Annotated in this window: 12 protein-coding genes; 8 read left to right on the plus strand and 4 right to left on the minus strand. The window is 69.7% G+C overall.

What is annotated here, in order from left to right:
* The 3 genes from GT354_RS08060 to GT354_RS08070 form a co-directional block, all read left to right on the plus strand.
* On the plus strand, positions 1-1,558 hold a 1,558-nt coding region (locus tag GT354_RS08060), incomplete at its 5' end, for an ATP-binding cassette domain-containing protein (RefSeq protein ID WP_161355571.1).
* Between the two features lie 82 nt (positions 1,559-1,640).
* Positions 1,641-2,537 (plus strand): ABC transporter permease subunit, encoded by an 897-nt coding sequence (locus tag GT354_RS08065; protein ID WP_161355572.1) that lies wholly within the window; start codon positions 1,641-1,643, stop codon positions 2,535-2,537.
* A gap of 335 nt (positions 2,538-2,872) precedes the next feature.
* On the plus strand, positions 2,873-4,810 hold the full coding sequence (locus GT354_RS08070) for a ricin-type beta-trefoil lectin domain protein (RefSeq protein WP_161355579.1): 1,938 nt from the start codon (positions 2,873-2,875) through the stop codon (positions 4,808-4,810).
* A gap of 180 nt (positions 4,811-4,990) precedes the next feature.
* On the opposite strand, the gene GT354_RS56410 is transcribed toward GT354_RS08070, so the two are convergent.
* The gene (locus GT354_RS56410) at positions 4,991-5,695 is read right to left on the minus strand and encodes a DUF1707 and DUF2154 domain-containing protein (protein WP_161355573.1); all 705 of its coding nucleotides are present in this window, start codon (positions 5,693-5,695) and stop codon (positions 4,991-4,993) included.
* 28 nt (positions 5,696-5,723) lie between these two features.
* Entirely contained in the window at positions 5,724-7,145 is a 1,422-nt protein-coding gene (locus GT354_RS08080) for a PLP-dependent aminotransferase family protein (protein ID WP_346011916.1), read from the minus strand.
* A gap of 88 nt (positions 7,146-7,233) precedes the next feature.
* Between GT354_RS08080 and GT354_RS08085 the strand changes: the two genes are divergently transcribed.
* From GT354_RS08085 to GT354_RS55695, 3 genes are all read left to right on the plus strand, one after another.
* Positions 7,234-8,202 (plus strand): DMT family transporter, encoded by a 969-nt coding sequence (locus GT354_RS08085; protein ID WP_161355574.1) that lies wholly within the window; start codon positions 7,234-7,236, stop codon positions 8,200-8,202.
* Positions 8,203-8,335: 133 nt separating this feature from the next.
* Positions 8,336-10,006: a fumarate hydratase gene (locus GT354_RS08090; protein WP_161355575.1), complete on the plus strand. Its 1,671-nt coding sequence runs from the start codon at positions 8,336-8,338 to the stop codon at positions 10,004-10,006.
* Between the two features lie 420 nt (positions 10,007-10,426).
* Positions 10,427-10,657, plus strand: coding sequence for a WhiB family transcriptional regulator (locus tag GT354_RS55695; protein WP_346011918.1), 231 nt, complete (start codon positions 10,427-10,429; stop codon positions 10,655-10,657).
* A 31-nt stretch (positions 10,658-10,688) separates the two neighbouring features.
* Here GT354_RS55695 and GT354_RS08100 read toward each other — a convergent pair whose 3' ends face one another.
* Both GT354_RS08100 and glpX read right to left on the minus strand, forming a co-directional pair.
* The gene (locus tag GT354_RS08100) at positions 10,689-12,740 is read right to left on the minus strand and encodes an MDR family MFS transporter (RefSeq protein ID WP_161355577.1); all 2,052 of its coding nucleotides are present in this window, start codon (positions 12,738-12,740) and stop codon (positions 10,689-10,691) included.
* Positions 12,741-13,039: 299 nt separating this feature from the next.
* Complete coding sequence (gene glpX / locus GT354_RS08105) at positions 13,040-14,071, minus strand: class II fructose-bisphosphatase (protein ID WP_161355578.1); 1,032 nt, start codon at positions 14,069-14,071, stop codon at positions 13,040-13,042.
* A 214-nt stretch (positions 14,072-14,285) separates the two neighbouring features.
* Between glpX and GT354_RS08110 the strand changes: the two genes are divergently transcribed.
* Both GT354_RS08110 and GT354_RS08115 read left to right on the plus strand, forming a co-directional pair.
* A complete protein-coding gene (locus GT354_RS08110; protein WP_346011917.1) occupies positions 14,286-14,822 on the plus strand; it encodes a DUF4245 domain-containing protein in 537 nt (178 codons plus the stop codon).
* Between the two features lie 296 nt (positions 14,823-15,118).
* Complete coding sequence (locus tag GT354_RS08115; RefSeq protein WP_237534491.1) at positions 15,119-17,938, plus strand: immune inhibitor A domain-containing protein; 2,820 nt, start codon at positions 15,119-15,121, stop codon at positions 17,936-17,938.
* Positions 17,939-18,145: the final 207 nt, after the last annotated feature.

Here is an 18,145-nt window from a genome sequence, read left to right on the forward strand (position 1 = left end):
GGTGCCGCTCGTGGGCCCCGAGCAGACGGTGGCCAATCCGCCGGGCGGGGCGCCGACCTCGGTGTCCGGCCTGCCCGGACTCGGGCTGCTCGGCGGCTCCGGCGGCCTGGGCGCGATCGCGGCGGGCGCGGGTGACCTGGGCGGCATCGCGTTCGATCTGCCCGGCCAGAGCGCGTTCTTCCAGAGCGACAAGTTCGAGCAGAGCACGTGGATCACCGGCTCGACGACCGCCCGGGTGCGGGTCTCGGGGGCCGACGACATCGTGCTGTTCGCGAAGCTGTACGACGTCTCGCCCGACGGCGGGGCGGTACTGCCGCACCAACTCGCCGCACCGCTGCGCATCACCGGCGGCGCGGCCGGGCGCGACGTCGAGGTGCGTCTGCCCGCGATCGACCACCAGGTGGACGCCGGCCACCGGTTGCGGCTCGTGCTCACCGCGACCGACCTCGGCTATGCGTCGCCGAACGAGCCGACGAGCTATCGGGTCGCGCTCGCCGGGCCGCTGACCGTGCCCTCCGTACCGCAATTGCACGTCGAGTCGTCCGGCTACCCGTGGTGGACGTGGGGGCTGCCGCTGATCGCCGCAGTGATCGCGCTCGCGTTGCTGTTGACCGGGCGGCGTCGGGCGGCGGCCGCCGCGCCGGATCCGGACCTTGCCGAAGTGCCCTTGCAGATCCGCAATCTCACGAAGCGGTACAAGGGCGGCAAGCTCGCCGTCGACGACCTGTCCTTCCAGGTCGACGCGGGCCAAGTGCTCGGTCTGCTCGGGCCCAACGGCGCGGGCAAGACCACCACGCTGCGGATGTTGATGGGGTTGATCCATCCCGACGGGGGCGGGATACGGATCTTCGGCCGGATGGTCGGTCCCGGGGCGCCGGTGCTGTCGCGGCTGGGTTCGTTCGTCGAGGGGCCCGGGTTCCTGCCGCATCTTTCGGGGCGGGAGAACCTGTCGCTGTACTGGCGGGCGACGGGTCGACCGCACGCGGACGCGCACTTCGAGGAGGCGCTGGAGATCGCCGGGCTCGGTGAGGCGCTGGACCGCAACGTACGCACGTACTCACAGGGGATGCGGCAGCGGCTCGCGATCGCTCAGGCCATGCTCGGCCTGCCGGACCTGCTCGTGTTGGACGAGCCGACCAACGGGCTCGACCCGCCGCAGATCCGCGCGATGCGCGACGTGCTGATCGGCTACGCGGCCACCGGCCGCACGGTCGTGGTGTCCAGCCATCTGCTCGCCGAGGTCGAGCAGACCTGTACCCACGTCGTGGTGATGCACCGCGGCCGACTCGTGGCGTCGGGACCGGTCGGCGAGATCGTCGGCAACGGCAACACCCTCGTGATCGGCACCCCCGCACCGGACCTGGCCATCGCCACGCTGAAGGATCTGCCGGGCATCGCCACGGTCGAGCCGGAGGAGGGCGGCGTCCTGGTCCACCTCGCGGGCGCCGAGTCCTCCGCCATAGTGGCCGAACTCGTCGGCGCCGGGGTCGCGGTCGACCGGGTCACCGCGCGCCGCCGCCTGGAAGACGCGTTCCTGACGCTCATTGGGGAGTCCTGATGGCTTGCACGGTTGTGGGCTTGTGGGTGGTTGCGGGCCGGGGTTCGGACGACGTGTTCTCGATGTTCTTTGGGGAGTCCCGATGACCCGCACCCTCCCCGATCTGCCGACCGACGAGGGTGCGCACCCGGTGGCGGGCGCGTCGCACGCGCCCGGCTATCGGGCGCGGCGCACGCTGCCGATTCGGGTCGAGACCGTGCGTCAGTTCCGGCGCAGGCGCACGCTGTTCATGATCGGGCTGCTGCTCGCGTTGCCGTGGATCCTGGTCGCGGCGTTCAAGATCGGCGGCGATCCCAAGGCCGACGCGGTGCCGACGCTGGTGGACGTGGCGACGCAGAGCGCGCTGAACTTCACCGCGTTCACGTTGTTCGTCTCGACCGGCTTCCTGCTGGTGGTCGCGGTCGCCTTGTTCTGCGGCGACACCGTGGCGGGCGAGGCGAGTTGGTCCTCGCTGCGGTATCTGCTCGCGGCGCCGGTGCCGCGCGCGCGGTTGCTGTGGGTCAAGCTCGTGGTCGCGCTCGGCTACAGCGTGCTGGCGCTCGTGCTGTTGCCGTTGATGGCGATGATCGCGGGCACGATCGCGTTCGGATGGGGACCGTTGGACCTGCCGGTGGGCGCGTCGTTGCCCACCGGTGAGGCGCTGGGGCGGATGAGCGTGGTGGTGGGTTACGGCATCGTCGCGCAACTGGTGGTGATGGGCATCGCGTTCTGGCTCTCGACGGTGACCGACGCTCCGCTGGGCGCGGTCGGCGGAGCGGTGGGCCTGGTGGTGGTCTCCAACATCGTCGACGCGGTGACGGCCCTGGGCTCGTGGCGCGACTACCTGCCCACGCACTGGCAGTTCGCCTGGGTCGACGTCCTCCAGCCCGACCCGCAATGGGACGGCATGATCAAGGGCACGGCGGTCTCGGTCGCGTACGCCCTGGTCTTCCTGGCCTTGGCCTTCCGCCACTTCGGTCGGAAGGACATCGTGTCGTAGGGGAGTGAGCGGTGGCGGTGGTGGGTCGGGGTGCCCACCGTCGCTTGGTCGTGCCGTTCCGGTGGTGAGCGGGCGGCGGTGTCGGCCTGCTCTTGTCGGGGTTCGGCAGTGGCGGATCGATTCCGCTTGACGGATGTCCGGGGTCCGTCGGGACGTGGAGACTCGGCGGCGGGGCTTCAATTCCTCGCTACCCACCGGTAGCTTTTTGTGCGCTCCACAGTGCCCAAGTCCCCTTTGGGCGGCTCGTGCGTGTTCCTTCCATGCCATGAAGGCGAGGGCGCATGTCCAAGTTCGAGCGTGTGCGCAACCGGGCGCTGACGGTGGTGGTATCGGCGATGCTGGTCGGTCCGACCGGCGGGCTGACGGCAAGTCAGCAGGCCGGCGCCGCGACCGCGGGTCCTGCGGTCACCTCGTTGTCCCCGGAGCTGGAGGCCCTGCGGCAGGCCGAGTCCCAGGCGCTGTACGGAAGTTCCGGGATCAAACCGTTGGCCGAGCGCAAGACGTCGCTGATCTCGCTCGGTGACAGCGAGATCTCCGGCGAGGGCGTCGGGGTGTACGAACCCGGCACGGACGGTCCGACCAACTGGTGCCATCGGGCGCCGGATTCGGCGATCCACAAGACCGGTATCCCCGCCGACGTCACCTACAACGTCGCGTGCTCGGGGGCGTCGACGGTCAACATCCGGATCGGCGGCAGCAAGCAGTACGCCGACGAGCTCGTGCAGTCGGACAACCTGGCGATCAAGGCCCGCAACACGCACGTCCGGTTGATCCTGCTGGTCGCGGGGGCCAACGACGACATCCGGTTCGGCCCGACCATGACGGACTGCGTCACGCGGCGGGTCTTCTTCCAGGGCGAGTGCTACGGGACGTATCAGGGCGGTTGGCAGGCTCGGGCCGACGCGATGCGGCCCAAGGTCGAGCAGACGATCCGCGACCTGAAGACCACCATGACCGACGCGGGCTACCAGCCCGGCGATTACCGGCTCGTCACGATGGGCTATCCGTCGCCGATCGGCCCGGATGTCGAGGACAACCCGGACTTCCCCGGGTGGTACGGCGGGGGCTGTCTGGGCTACCTGCGCGACGCCGCGTGGGGGCGCAACGCGGCGGTGCCGATCTTCGAACAGGCCGAGCGGCAGGCGGCGGCCGACGCCGGAGCGATCTACCTCGACAACTCGCGGCTGTTCCACGGGCACGAGGTGTGCAGCGACGACACGTGGGCGCGCGGACTGTGGTTCGCCAACCCGGACCTGTTCGACGAGAACACCACCCGGCAGAGCTTCCACCCCAACGCGCGCGGCCATCTCGCCTTCGCGTCGTGCCTGACCCAGTTGTACGACTCCGGTTGGAGCCAGGCCGCTTGCGCCGACCCGGCGAGTACGGGACAGCCGGTGCTCCATCAGGGCGCGCTGAGCGCCGACTTCCGGCAACTGCGCAACGAGGGAACCGGGTTGTGCGCCGACACCTACGGCTTCTCGTCCCGCAACTACACCCCGCTGGACCTGTGGCCGTGCCACGGCGGGCGTAACCAGGGCTTTTGGTACGACGGCGCGAACCAGTCGCTGCACACCGAACTCAGTCACGACCGCTGCGTAGATCCGCTGGGAGGCGGGCGCAGTTCCGGTACCGCGTTGGTGCTGTGGAACTGCAACGGCGGTACGAACCAGCGCTTCGTCCAGGTCGCGGGCACGCTGCGACCGGCCGACACGCAATCGCTGTGCGTCTCGCCACCGGCCGCGGACGCGACCCTCGGCGCGAGGTTGGTGCTCGCGGCGTGTGACGGCTCGGCGAATCAGCGCTGGATCAAGGAGGCCGGGCAGTCCGTGACCTTCACCGAGACCAAGTCGGTGGGCACGGCCAAGTGCCTGGACGTGGACGGTGGTTCGATGACCGACGGTCGCAACGTCCTGGCCTTCGACTGCACCGGCAACACCAACCAGAAGTGGTGGCGCAACGCGGCGACCGGCCAGGTGCACAGCCTCGAGGACGCTGCCTACTGCCTGGACAATCGCGGCAGCACGGCGGCGGGGTCGGGCCTGGGCATCTGGCGTTGTGACGACGCGCACGGCGCCTACCTGAACAACCTGCGCTTCGACGTCGGCGCGGACGGGCAGCTGATCAGCCGCGTGTCCGGCCTCGTCGCGACCGCTCCGGCGAGCGGGAACGGCGCGATCACCCAGCAGCCGGCGGGGGCGTCGGCGGCGCAGAAGTGGGCCGCCGGGGCCTCGGCACCGATGCCGTACAGCGTGATCTCGTACGACGCTTACTGACCGGCGTCGGACGCTTACCGACCGGCACCGGCAGACGGTCTGCGCCGACCGTCGCCACGAAACGGCCCTCGTCCGCGAGCGCTGCGGGCGGGGGTCGTCGCGCGAGCGTGGTCGATCGCGGCGGTATGCCCCTGGCACTGTGCCGCCGGGCCGACGGACGTGGCTCGAACTGCCTGACGCTCAGAGTTCCTTGCGAAAGCGGTCGTCGCCCTCGACGGGTCGGTCGCGGTCGGTGTGGCGGTCGCGGTCGCGCTGTTCGCGTTCGCGCTCGCGAAGTTCCTTGCGCCGCTTGACCCGTACGCTCACGCCGGCCATGACGGCCACGCCCTTGATCACGATCACCGGCGCGTTCGGGTCGTCGGTGTACTGCTCGCGGACGTCGAAGCCGCCCATGATGCCGATCCCGTGGTCGCGCACGGTCACGCCCTCGGGGATCTTGATGTCCACGCCGCCCCACAGCGTGAAGATCCTGATCACGAGTTCGGGCTCCGCGAAGACCGCTTGGCTGAGGTCGATGTCGATGCCGCCCATGACCGCGACCGCGTTGAGCTTGCCGCCCGCTCGCCAACGGCCCTTGCGGGTGGAGCCGCTCCAGAACGCGACCATGTTCGACTTGGTCGGCAACGGCGCCGAGCCGGCCGGTGTCGTCGCGGGCCGGTATCCGGAGGTGGCGGCCGGCACCGGAAGGTCGCGTACGAGTGGTTCCAACTCGCCGACCGTCCGTGCGGACAGCGCGATGTCGACCCGCTCGGCGTGCTCCTCCGCGGTCAATCGCCCCTCCGCGTGCGCGTCCCGCAGGATACTCACGTAGCGATCACGGTCGGCGTCGGAAGCCCGAAGCTCGGGGGTCGGCGGCTGGGAGCGGCGCTCGGGGCTGTTTTCCACGGGACCAATCTAGTCGGGCGGGTCGGGGTCAGGGCAGTACGGACCGGGCGAGCAGCCGCACCGCGGCGCGCAGCCGGTCGGGAGACAGCGTCGCGTAACCGATGATCACCGAGGGCGGTCCCGGGGTCAGCACGCGCATCGGGGTCAGGGGTTCGATCCGCAGGCCCAGCGCGCGGGCCCGGATCACGGTGGCCGATTCGTCGGTTCCGGGCGGGAGCTCGACGCACAGATGGAGGCCGGCGGCGATGCCGCGTACGCGCGCGGCGGGCAGGTGTTCGGCGATGGCCTCGACCACCGCGTCGCGGCGGGCGCGGTAGTGCGCCCGCATCGCGCGCAGATGTCGGTCGTACCCGCCGGTCTCCAGCATGCGCACGAGGGTCAGCTGCGCGAGCACGGGTGAGCCGAGGTCGGCGTGGGTCTTGAGGTCGTGGATCCGCTCGATCATCGCGGCCGGCAGCGCGGCCCAGCCCAGGCGCATGCCGGGGGCGAGTGCCTTGCTGGTGGAACCCAGGTGTACGACGCGGTCCGGGGCCAACCCCTGGAGGCAGCCGACCGGGTCGCGGTCGTAGCGGAACTCGGCGTCGTAGTCGTCCTCGACGATCAGCGCGTCGCTCGCGCGCGCCCACGCGATCAGCTCGGCGCGGCGGGACGGGGACAGGACCACGCCGGTCGGGTACTGGTGGGCGGGCGTGACCAGTACGGCGCGGGCCCCGGTACGGGCGAGCGCGGCCACGTCGATGCCCTCGGAATCGGTGGGGGCGTAGGCGAGTTCGAGGCCGTGGGTGTCGAAGATGCCCCGCTGTCGGTTGCTGGAGGGATCCTCCACCGCGAGTACTCCCCGGCCCATGCGGCGCAGCGCCTGGGAGACCAGGGACAGGCCCTGGGCCACGCCGTTGACGACCACGATGTGTTCGGGGCGGACCTGCGCGGCGCGGACGCGGCCGAGGTAGTCGGTCAGCGCGGAGCGCAGCTCGGGGGCGCCGGACGGACCCGGGTAGCCGAAGGCGGTGTGTGGTGCGGTGCTCAGGACGTGTCGGGTCGCGGCGAGCCAGGGCCCGCGCGGGAAGGTGGACAGGTCCGGGACGCCGGGTTTGAGGTCGTGCGTGATCGGTACGACGGGGCTCGTGGCCGGGCTGTCGGCCGGTTGTGGGGCCGCGCACGCGGACGTGACCTGCGTACCCGAGCCGTGACGCGACGTCAGGTAGCCCTCGGCGACCAGTTGTTCGTACGCGTCGACGACCATGCCCCGGGACACCCCCAGGCTTTGCGCGAGGGCGCGGGTGGACGGCATCCGAAATCCCGCCGGCAGACGGCCCGAACGGACCGCGTCGCGCAGGCCGGTCCGCACCTGGGTGCCCAGCCGTCCGGCTGATCGGTCGAGGTGGACGAGGAGGTCGCGCACGACCGGCACCTGCCCTTCGCTGCTCGTTCGCGGGTGCGCCGCGGCCACGCGGTCGAGCGTCGCCCGCAAGTGGTCCGATTTTCCGCCGGCGAAGTGGCACTGACCACAGCTCCACCGGCTTTCTAACGTTACGTGCATGAGCCTCTCCTCGATGTCCCCCCGTTCGATCGGCCTGGTGTGCGCCGCCTCCGCGCAGGCCCTGATCGGTGCCGCCGCCGGGGTCTCCGCCGTGTTGCAGGGCTATCCCGTGACGGGCGGTCAACTGCTGCGGTACGCGCTGGCGGCGGTGGTGTTGTTCGCAGTGCTGCGGCTGCGCGGAGTGTCGCTGCTGAGGCCGACCCGACGCGAACTCGTCCGGCTCGGGCTGCTCGCGTTGTCCGGGCAGACGCTGTTCAACCTGTTCCTCTTCGCGGCCCTGGATCGGGCCGATCCGGCGACGGTGGGGAGCGTGCTCGGGGCCACGCCGTTGCTGTTGGTACTGGTCGCCCCCTTCCTGGGCGGGCGGCGGCCGACCGGGCCGGTGCTGCTCGCCGCGGTGGTCGTGGTGGCGGGGGCGGGGCTCGTGCAGGGGTTCGGGGGCGGGACCGCGCTCGGGCTGGTGTTCGCGTGTGCGGTGGCGGTGTGCGAGATGGGGTTCACCTTGATCGCGGTGCCGTTGCTGCCGCGGCTGGGGGCGTGGAGGATCGCCGCGTACGCGACGGCGATGGCGATTCCGCAGATGGCGGTGGTGGGGCTGTTCACCGACGGGGCGGAGTTCGTGCGGATGCCCACCGGGGCCGAGTTCGCGGCGTTGGTCTACCTCGCGTTGCCGCTCACGGCCGGGGCGTTTTTGCTGTGGTACTCGGCGCTGGCCCGGGTCGAGCCGGAGCAGGCGGGGTTGTTCATGGGGCTCGTGCCGGTGACGGCCGCGATGTCCGGGCTCGTGCTGGGGACGGGGGCGCCGACCCCGGGGCAGTTCGCAGGCGCGCTCGTGGTCGGGGTGGGTGTGGTGATCGGGATGCGCGGTGGTCGGGCGGGCTCGGCGGAACAGGAGGTGAGCGCGGCGGAGCGGCCGGATCCGGCGGCCGCACGACATCGCGCCCCGGCCGAAACGCTCGCCCGGTAGCGGCCCACGTACCGGACCCGGCAGCGACCGAGCCGATCGGCTCGGTCGCTGCCGCACCACCTCGGGGCCATCGCGTCGACAGGCCCGTTCTACTCTTGACGACGGCCCCGTCACCGCCTTAGTGAGGATCACGATGCCCGCCCCTGACAACTCCTTCAGCGCCTACACGGATCTGCTGCCGCTGGGGGAGGACACCACGCCGTACCGGCTGCTGACCGCCGACGGCGTGTCCACGTTCGAGGCAGGTGGGCGTCGGTTCCTCAACGTCGACCCCGAGGCGCTGCGGCTGCTCGCCCGTACCGCGATGCGCGACATCTCCCACCTGCTGCGTCCGGGACACCTCGCGCAGGTCGCGCGGATCCTCGACGACCCCGAGGCGTCGCCCAACGACCGCTTCGTGGCGCTCGACCTGCTCAAGAACGCCAACATCGCGGCCGGCGGCGTGCTGCCGATGTGCCAGGACACCGGTACCGCGATCGTGATGGGCAAGCGCGGCCAGCACGTGCTGACCGACGGGCGCGACGAGGAGCACCTGTCCCGCGGCATCTCCAACGCCTACACCGAACTGAACCTGCGCTACTCGCAGATGGCCCCGCTGACCATGTGGGACGAGAAGAACACGGGCAACAACCTGCCCGCCCAGATCGAGCTGTACGCGACGCCCGGCGAGGCGTACAAGTTCCTGTTCATGGCCAAGGGCGGCGGCAGCGCCAACAAGTCCTACCTGTATCAGGAGACCAAGGCCGTCCTGAACCCGCAGAGCATGCTGCGCTTCCTGGACGAGAAGATCCGCTCGCTCGGCACCGCGGCGTGCCCGCCCTACCACCTCGCGATCGTGGTCGGCGGGACGAGCGCCGAGCACGCGCTCAAGACCGCGAAGTACGCCTCCACCCGCTACCTCGACACGCTTCCCGGCCAGGGCTCGCCGCTCGGGCACGGTTTCCGTGACGTCGAGTTCGAGGCCGAGGTGCTCAAGCTGACCCAGGAGATGGGCATCGGCGCGCAGTTCGGCGGCAAGTACTTCTGCCACGACGTGCGGGTGATCCGCCTGCCGCGACACGGCGCCTCGTGCCCGGTGGCGATCGCGGTGTCGTGTTCGGCCGACCGGCAGGCACTCGCCAAGATCACCGCCGAGGGCGTGTTCCTGGAGGAGCTGGAGACCGACCCCGCCAAGTACCTTCCCGACACCACGCACGAGGACCTCGACGACGACGTCGTGCACATCGACCTCAACCGGCCGATGAGCGAGATCCGCGAAGAACTGTCCAAGTACCCGGTCAAGACCCGCCTGTCGCTGTCGGGCCCGGTGGTCGTCGCGCGCGACATCGCGCACGCCAAGATCAAGGAACGGCTGGACGCGGGCGAGTCGATGCCGCAGTACCTGCGCGACCACGCGGTCTACTACGCGGGCCCGGCCAAGACCCCCGACGGCTACGCGTCCGGCTCGTTCGGCCCGACCACGGCGGGCCGGATGGACTCCTACGTCGAGCAGTTCCAGGCGGCGGGCGGCTCGATGGTGATGCTCGCCAAGGGCAACCGCAGCAAGCAGGTCACCGACGCGTGCAAGGCACACGGCGGCTTCTACCTCGGTTCGATCGGCGGCCCGGCCGCGCGGCTCGCCCAGGACTGCATCAAAAAGGTCGAGGTCCTGGAATACCCGGAACTGGGCATGGAAGCGGTCTGGAAGATCGAGGTCGAGGACTTCCCGGCGTTCATCGTCGTGGACGACAAGGGCCAGGACTTCTTCGACCAGCTGGGACCGGCCCAGACCTTCGTCGGCAAGATCCCGGTAGGTAAGCCCTAGCGCCCGATCGGTCCGGGAGGGACAAGCCCCGAAGCAGCCGCGAGCCGGCCCGAACGCCGGGAGCGCCGACGAGAGCGGGGTGCCGTCGGGGAGCCGAACGTGCACGGGTCCCGGGGGGCCGAAGAGCACTCGCCGATCCTCGTCGCGTTCGTGCGCTTCCGACGGCCCGTCAGCCGCCCTTCCCGGTACGGGAGTCCGGGCGGGCGCCGGGCCGGGGCGGTGGTGCGGACGGTGCGGGACGGCGGATTCCGGATGTCCTTGATGTTTCGTTGCCGTTACTTGTTGTCTCCTTGTCGTGATAGTGCGCATGCGGCGGTGCCCGTCGGGTAGTTGAGGGGCAGTAGCCGACGCGAGGAGAGCAGCGTGACCGAACGGATCGACATACTCCGAACCCCCCACATCGCGACCTGGACGCCCCCGGTGGGCGGTGCGTGCGCAACCGAGGATCGGCAACTGTTCCTCGGCCGACCCGGGGAGCCCGCCGTCGCGGCGCTGGCCCGGGAGGAGGAGGCCAAGCGCGTGTGCGCGCGCTGCGCGGTCCTGCTCGAATGCCGCGCGAGCGCGTTGGCCGAGGCCAACCCGCTCGGTGTGCGCGGGGGGATGACCCCCAGCGAGCGGGGCGCGGTGCGGCGCCGGCGCGCGTACCACTGACAGGTCGTCGCCCGCGCCGTCACCGCACCTGTCACGGCGCGTGTCGTTCGGCCTCGCCGACGATGTGGTCGTGCGGGGTGTCGGTGGTCAGTCGGGCCAACTTGCGCAACAGGGCGGTGAGTTCCTCGGACTGCTCCGGGGACCAGTCGGCCATCACCTCGGTGAGGATCTGCCGACGGGCCTCCACGAGTCGTTCCACCGCCTCGCCGCCCGTTGTGGTCAAGGACAGTTCGCCGTCCGGGCTTCGTCGGGCATGCCCGGATGCGATCAGTTCGTCCGCGTAGTGGGTGACCCGTTCCCGGGACTCGTGCAGTTGCGCCGCGAGGTCGTGATCGGAGATCGGTGCCAGACGGTCGAGTTGGAGTACGCCGAACGCGCACGGGACCGACAACGTCACGCCCGAGGTCGCGATCATCCGCTCGTAGCGCACCCAGCCGTTCTCGCGATGGACCATCCGGGCCATCGCGCGCTCGATCTCGTCGACCGAACTACGCGAGGTGGGTGACATCAGCGGCGTCTGTTCGCTTTCGCGGGTGGCCTGGCGCAGCGGTACCTCCCGCAGCAGGAACGACAGCAGGAACGCGAACAGCACGATGCCCGCAGCGGACAGGAACACGGTTTGCAGCGACTGGGCGTAGGCGTGGATAAAGCCGTCCTTGGCGGCGGGCGGCAGCTTGTTCAGTGATGCCGGGTCGATGCCGGCCGAGCCCTTGTCGGCGCCCGGCGGGATGCCTTGGCCGCGCGCGGCGGCCTCCTTGATGTGCACCGCGAGGCGGTTGTTGAAGATCGTGCCGAAGATCGCGGCGCCGAACGAGCCGCCGATGGAGCGGAAGAAGGTGGCGCCGGCGGTGGCCACGCCGAGGTCGGAGTAGGGGACCGCGTTTTGCACGGCGAGCACGATCACCTGCATGACCAGGCCCAGACCGATGCCGAAGACCAGCATGTACAGCGAGGACGCAGGCGTGGTGGTGTACTCGTCCATGCGCGACATCAGGAACATGCCGACGGCCATCACGGCGGTGCCCAGGATCGGATAGATCTTGTATCTGCCGGTCCGGCTGATCAGTTGGCCGCTGACGATCGAGGTGACCAGGAGACCGATCATCATCGGTACCAGGCGCAGCCCGGACATGGTGGGTGTCGCGCCGTTGACCACCTGCATGAACAGCGGCAGGAAACTCAGGCCGCCCATCATCGCGAAGCCGACGATGAAACCGATGCCGGCGGTCACCGCGAAGATCGGGTTGCGGAACAGGCGCAGCGGCAGGACCGGTTCCCTGGCCCGCTTCTCGACCAGGACGAAACCCACGATCAGGACCACCGCCGCGACCCCGAGCCCGTAGATCTGGGCCGAGGCCCACGGGTAGGTCGTACCGCCGAACGTGGTCAGCAGGACCAGACACGTGGTGCCGCCGGCCAGCAGGGTGATGCCGAGATAGTCGATGCTCGGGCGGGTGTGCATCTCCTTGGTGTGCAGCGCCGCGGCGATCACCACGAGCGCGATCGCGCCGATCGGCAGGTTGATGTAGAACACCCACCGCCAGGTCAGGTTGTCCACGAAGAAGCCGCCGAGCAGCGGTCCGGCCACCGACGTGACGCCGAAGACGGCGCCGAACAGGCCCTGGTAGCGCCCGCGTTCGCGCGGCGGCACGACGTCGCCGATGATCGCCTGGGAGAGCACGATCAGGCCGCCGCCGCCGAGGCCCTGGATGGCGCGGAAGGCGATCAGCTCGATCATGTTCTGGGCGATGCCGCACAGCACGGAACCGATCAGGAAGATCACGATCGACGCCTGGTAGAGCTTCTTGCGCCCGAACAGGTCGCCCAGTTTGCCCCACAGCGGCGTGCTGATCGTGGACGCGAGCAGATACGCGGTGACCACCCAGGACAGGTGGTTCAATCCGCCGAGGTCGCCCACGATCGTGGGCAACGCGGTCGAGACGATGGTCTGGTCGAGCGCGGCCACCAACATCCCGAGCAACAGCCCGGTGAGAATCAGCCCGAGCCGGGGCGGGCGCTCGACCGACGCCTTGCTGCTGCCGTCGTCGGCAGGTCGAGCGTGTTTGCCCCGCGGCGTACTCATCCGGGCCTCCTGGGTCGACGATCAGGAGACCTATCCCCGTATAGCGGGACAAAATCCGCGCCTATTCGTGGGACGGGGCCGATGAGCTGCGCGTTTCACGGGCTCCGCGCCCTACCCGCGGCCTGCGGCCGGGACGCCGCCCCGTCGGTCCGTGTCCCCCCGGCCCCGGCCCCCCGCGCGGCCTCGGATCGCTCGGTCGCCTCCTCGGTCACGCCCACCCCACCCGCGCGCCCGCGGCGAACGGCATCGGGCCCCGCCGCCCGAAGGCAGCGGGGCCCGATGGTGGTGCGCCGGACGACCTAGCGGGCGTGGTCGAAGTCGATCGCGCTGTAGGCGCGGAGCTTCGCCAAGCGGTGCTGGCTTTCGATCTGGCGGATCGTGCCGCTCTTGGAGCGCATCACCAGCGAGGAAGTGTGCGCCGTGCTGGAGCGGTAGCGGACGCCGCGCAGGAGTTCGCCGTCGGTGATCCCGGTGGCGACGAAGAACACGTTGTCGCCGCGGACCAGGTCGTCGGTCAGGAGCACCCGCGAGAGGTCGTGGCCCGCGTCGATCGCCTTGGCCCGCTCGGCGTCGTCCTTGGGCCACAGCCGGCCCTGGATCACGCCGCCCATGCACTTGATCGCGGCGGCGGCGATGATGCCCTCCGGCGTGCCGCCGATGCCGAGCAGCAGGTCGACGCCCGTGCCGTCCTTGGCCGCCATGATCGCGCCGGCGACGTCGCCGTCGACGATGAACTTGATCCGGGCGCCCGCCTCGCGGATCTCCTTGACCATCGAGTCGTGCCGCGGCCGGTCCAGGATGCAGACCGTGACGTCCTCGACCGCGCTGCTCTTCGCCTTGGCCACGCGGCGGATGTTCTCCGCGATCGGCGCCGTCAGGTCGACCACGTCGGCGGCCTCGGGGCCGGTGACAAGCTTTTCCATGTAGAACACGGCCGACGGGTCGTACATGCTGCCGCGTTCGGACACGGCCATCACCGCGACGGCGTTGTTCATGCCCTTGGCGGTCAGCGTCGTGCCGTCGACCGGGTCGACCGCGACGTCGCACTCGGGCCCGGAGCCGTCACCGACCCGCTCGCCGTTGAACAGCATCGGGGCGTCGTCCTTCTCGCCCTCGCCGATCACCACGACGCCGTTCATCGACACGGTGTGGATCAGACCGCGCATGGCCTTGACGGCCGCGCCGTCCGCGCCGTTCTTGTCACCGCGCCCGACCCAGCGACCGGCGGCCATCGCGGCGGCCTCGGTGACGCGGACGAGTTCGAGTGCGAGGTTGCGGTCCGGGGCTTCGGGAGCGACTTCGAGCTGCGGAGGTACAGATTGGTCCGTCATCTGGCGGGCCTTCCTGTAGGGGAACCGGTTCGTAACCACGAGGGGTGCCCTGATCCCCCGGAGCCGTGAGCCATCGGTGCGGGTGGCACGACGATCGCGCGGCCCCGGGTCCGGACTGGTTCCAACGGGATTGCCCCGATGTTATCGGGGGGCGGACCCATCGGTGCAGGTAGGCCGGGTAAAAGGAGCGTCCGGGCAATGCGACCATGTTCGGGTGGCGAGAAACACGGGTGTGCAGACCGTACGAAACATGGTGCTCAGCCTGGGGGCGTGTGGCCTCGTGGTCGGCGCGCTGTTCCTGGTGTCCCCCCACAAGGAGGGTGACCCGGTCCGGCGGGTGCAGTACGAACTGACGTTCCAGCAGGCGAGTCGGGTCTCGCCCTACCCGCTGCTCGCGCCGCAGGGGCTCGCCGAGCGCTGGCGCGCGACGTCGGTGGACTTCTCCGGGTTCGACCCGAGCAAGACCGAGTGGCACATCGGGTTCATCAACCCGGACGACAAGTACGCCGCGGTCGAGCAGACCAACGGCTTCACCGACGAGTTGGTGCGCGACAAGGGCAAGCGGGGCAAGCCGGTCGGCAGCGTCAACGTGGCCGGCGAGCAGTGGAAGTCCTACGAAGGCCCCAAGTACCGCTCGCTGGTGCGCGTCGACAACGGGATCACCACGATGGTCACCGGAAACGCCGACTTCGAGGACTTGACCGTACTGGCGGCCTCCCTGCGACCGAGCCCTCCGCCGGCCGCGCTCTGACGAAATACCGGACAATGCGCCGGACATACCGGGGCGGTCGCGGCACGCGACCGGGCAGGATGTACAGAGGTTTGTAAAGTTTCCCTAAAGACCCCTTGGTCGCCCCTGCCCCGCCCGTCTCCCACGCCTCTAGGGTCCGGAAGCCCGCTCGAACATGTGTCGGCACCGTCGCAACCCGGTGGTTGATGCCGCACGTCCGTCGGGCCTTCCGAACCGTCCCGACGTCGTGTGTTCACCCCTGTATCACACGGCGTCGCTTTGCGTCCGGGGTCACCCCGGTCGGAAAGGGGAGCACGTTGAGTCGAGCGATACCCGGGAAGGCCGCGACGCCTCCCCGAGGCGTCGGACGGGGCAAGCGCCGCGTGGCGCTCCTGTCCGTCTCCGCGCTTGCGATCGCGGGACTTACCGCCACGGTCCCCGCCAGTTCGTCGGCCGCGCCTACGCGCGTCGACACCACGAAGGCCGTGTGGAACCCCGGCCCCGAAGACCACTACGTCAACTCCGTCGACGCGGCGATCGACACCAGCAACACGCCCGGTGACTCGGCCGCGGCCGCGAAGCTGCAGGCGCAGAAGGAACGCGTCGCCGCGAACGAGCGCAAGAACGCCGACGGCAACCCCCGTGCGGCGGCGCAGATCAAGGAACTCGAAGCCGAGGCGGGTCGCACCGGCAAGAGCCCGGCCCAACTGCGCGCCGAGCGCAGCGGCAAGCCGGTCGACGCGAAGCAGACCGCGAAGCTGCTCACGATCCTGGTCGAGTTCAACGACAAGGCCAACGACGACTTCTCCGGCTACAAGCGTCCCACCAGCACCGCCGACCCGACCTGTGTGACCGAGCCCCCCGGCACGGTCAAGAACGGGCCGCTGCACAACAGCATCCCCAACCCGGCGCTCGACCCGAACAACAACAGCTCGCAGTGGATCAAGGACTTCAGCAAGTCCTACTTCGACAAGATGCTCTACTCCAAGGAGGGCGTCACCGAGCGCATGCGCACCGACCTCAAGGGGCCGGACGGCAAGCCTGGTGTCGACCTCAAGGGGTTGACCATGCGCAACATGTACGAGGAGATGTCGAGCGGGAAGTATTCCGTCTCCGGCCAGGCCACGGACTGGATCAAGGTCCCGCACTCCGAGGCGTACTACGGCGCCGGCGCGTGCGGCAACATCCCGCAGGACAACAGCGGCAGCCCGCAGAACCCGCGCGGCGCGCAGGAGTTGGCGGTCGACGCGGTCAACGTCCTCGCCGCGCAACAGCCGAACTTCCCGTGGGCCGACTACGACAAGGAAGACCCGGGCGACGCCGACCACGACGGCAACACCCAGGAGCCGGACGGCGTCGTCGACCACCTGGTCCTCGTCCACGCCGGCAAGGACAAGTCCGGCGGCGGCGGCGCCGAGGGCACCTACGCGATCTGGGCGCACGCGAGCACGGTGATCTTCGGACACCAGGTGCCGGGTACGAACATCAAGATCGCGAACTACATCGTGCAGCCGGAGGACTCCGGCGTGGGCGTGTTCGCCCACGAGTTCGGCCACGACCTCGGTCTGCCCGACCTGTACGACAACTTCAGCGGCGGCGACACGGACCTGAACTTCTGGGACCTGATGTCGGCCGGCTCGCACACCGGCCCGCTGTTCCAGTCGATGCCCGCACACATGGGCATCTGGGACAAGTACGCGCTCGGTTGGCTGACTCCCGACGTGGTCAAGGTCGGCGACGGCGTGAAGGTCAAGACGATCGGCCAGGCCGCGAAGACCCCCAAGGGCACGTCCCAGGGTGTTCGGGTGAACCTGCCGAACAAGGACGTCGTGGTCGGCAAGCCTCATGGCGGTAACGGCATGTGGTACTCCGGCAACGACCAGGCCTGGTCCGATGTCCGCATCGAGCGCGACATCACGGTGCCGGCCGGATCCGACGTCAAGTTCCGGATGTGGAACAACTACGTCATCGAGCAGGACTGGGACTTCGGCTTCGTGGAGGTGTCCACCGACAACGGCACGACCTGGAAGCAGCTCGCGGTGCACGACGACGCGGGCAACCTGGTCAGCACCCCGGCGGACTACCCGGACCCGCAGAAGAACCTGGCCTCGTTCCGCAAGACCAACGGGCTGACCGGCTCCAGCAACGGGTGGCGGCACGACAGCGTCGACCTGGCGGCCTACGCCGGACAGAACATCAAGCTGCGCCTGGACCTGAACACCGACGCGGCGTTCATGGAGCAGAACTGGTTCGCGGACGACTTCTCGCTCACGGTCGGCGCGGACACGGTGTGGTCGGACGACGTCGAGAACGGCGACAACGGCTGGACCGCGATCAAGGGCACCAACGCGATCACCCAGGGCAACGGCTGGGGTCGTACCAACGGCACGTTCTCGCGTGAGCAGTACTACCTGCTCGAGTGGCGCAACACGTCGGGCTTCGACGAGGGCCTGAAGTACGCGTACACCGGTGGCGAGAACGGCAAGACCGAGCGCGTCGCGTACAACGCGCCCGGGATGCTGGTCTGGTTGCGCGACAACGAGTACCAGAACAACGGCGTCAACTTCAACATCAACAACGGGCCGTCGTGGGGCCCCAAGGGCGAGTTGCTGATCGTCGACTCGCACCCGGACCCGCTGCGCTACTCCGGTGACGCGGGCGCGGCGTTCCCCAAGCCCGACCCGAACTCGGCCGGCATCGAGTCGAAGAACGTGTTCGGCAACGTCGGTGTGCGCGTGCAGTCCGCGAACGCGGCGTTCGGCTTCGAGAAGACGACGCCGTTCAAGAGCTGCCTCAACGGCACCACGCTGTGCAACACGTTCGGGGCGCAGGCTCCCGTGACCCTGTTCAGCGACACGCTCGGCTACGCGCCGGGCACCGAGCTGTACAAGGGCCGCGTGCTGCCCAAGGACCGTTACGGCTCGGCCGTGGTCCCGGCGCGCGCACCGTACACGACCAAGGTGACCACGTCGACGGGCACGCTCGACCGCCTGAACTTCGGCAAGGACTTCCACGGTTCGCAGCTCGGTACGGGCAACCCCGGCTTCGCCAACTCGTACGGCGTGAACGCACTGCCGCTCTTCCCGCTCCCGCACAACTCGGGCGTGGTCGTGGCGATCACGGCGGCACGCAAGTAGTGACACCCTGATCCATGGAAGGGGCGCTCCCGTAGGGGGAGCGCCCCTTTTCTAGAAGCCGGCTCGCGAAGCACCACTTTTCCTCCCCCGCTTCGCTCCTCCGGAAAAGCGGCACTCCGCTCGTGACTTCGGGTCCCTCCGCTTCGCTCCGGGCCCCGAAGTCTCATTGAAAAGCGCGGCCTCCGGCCGCTCTCCTCGCTGCGCTCG

Source organism: Streptomyces sp. SID3343, assembly GCF_009865215.1.
Lineage (GTDB): Bacteria > Actinomycetota > Actinomycetes > Streptomycetales > Streptomycetaceae > Embleya.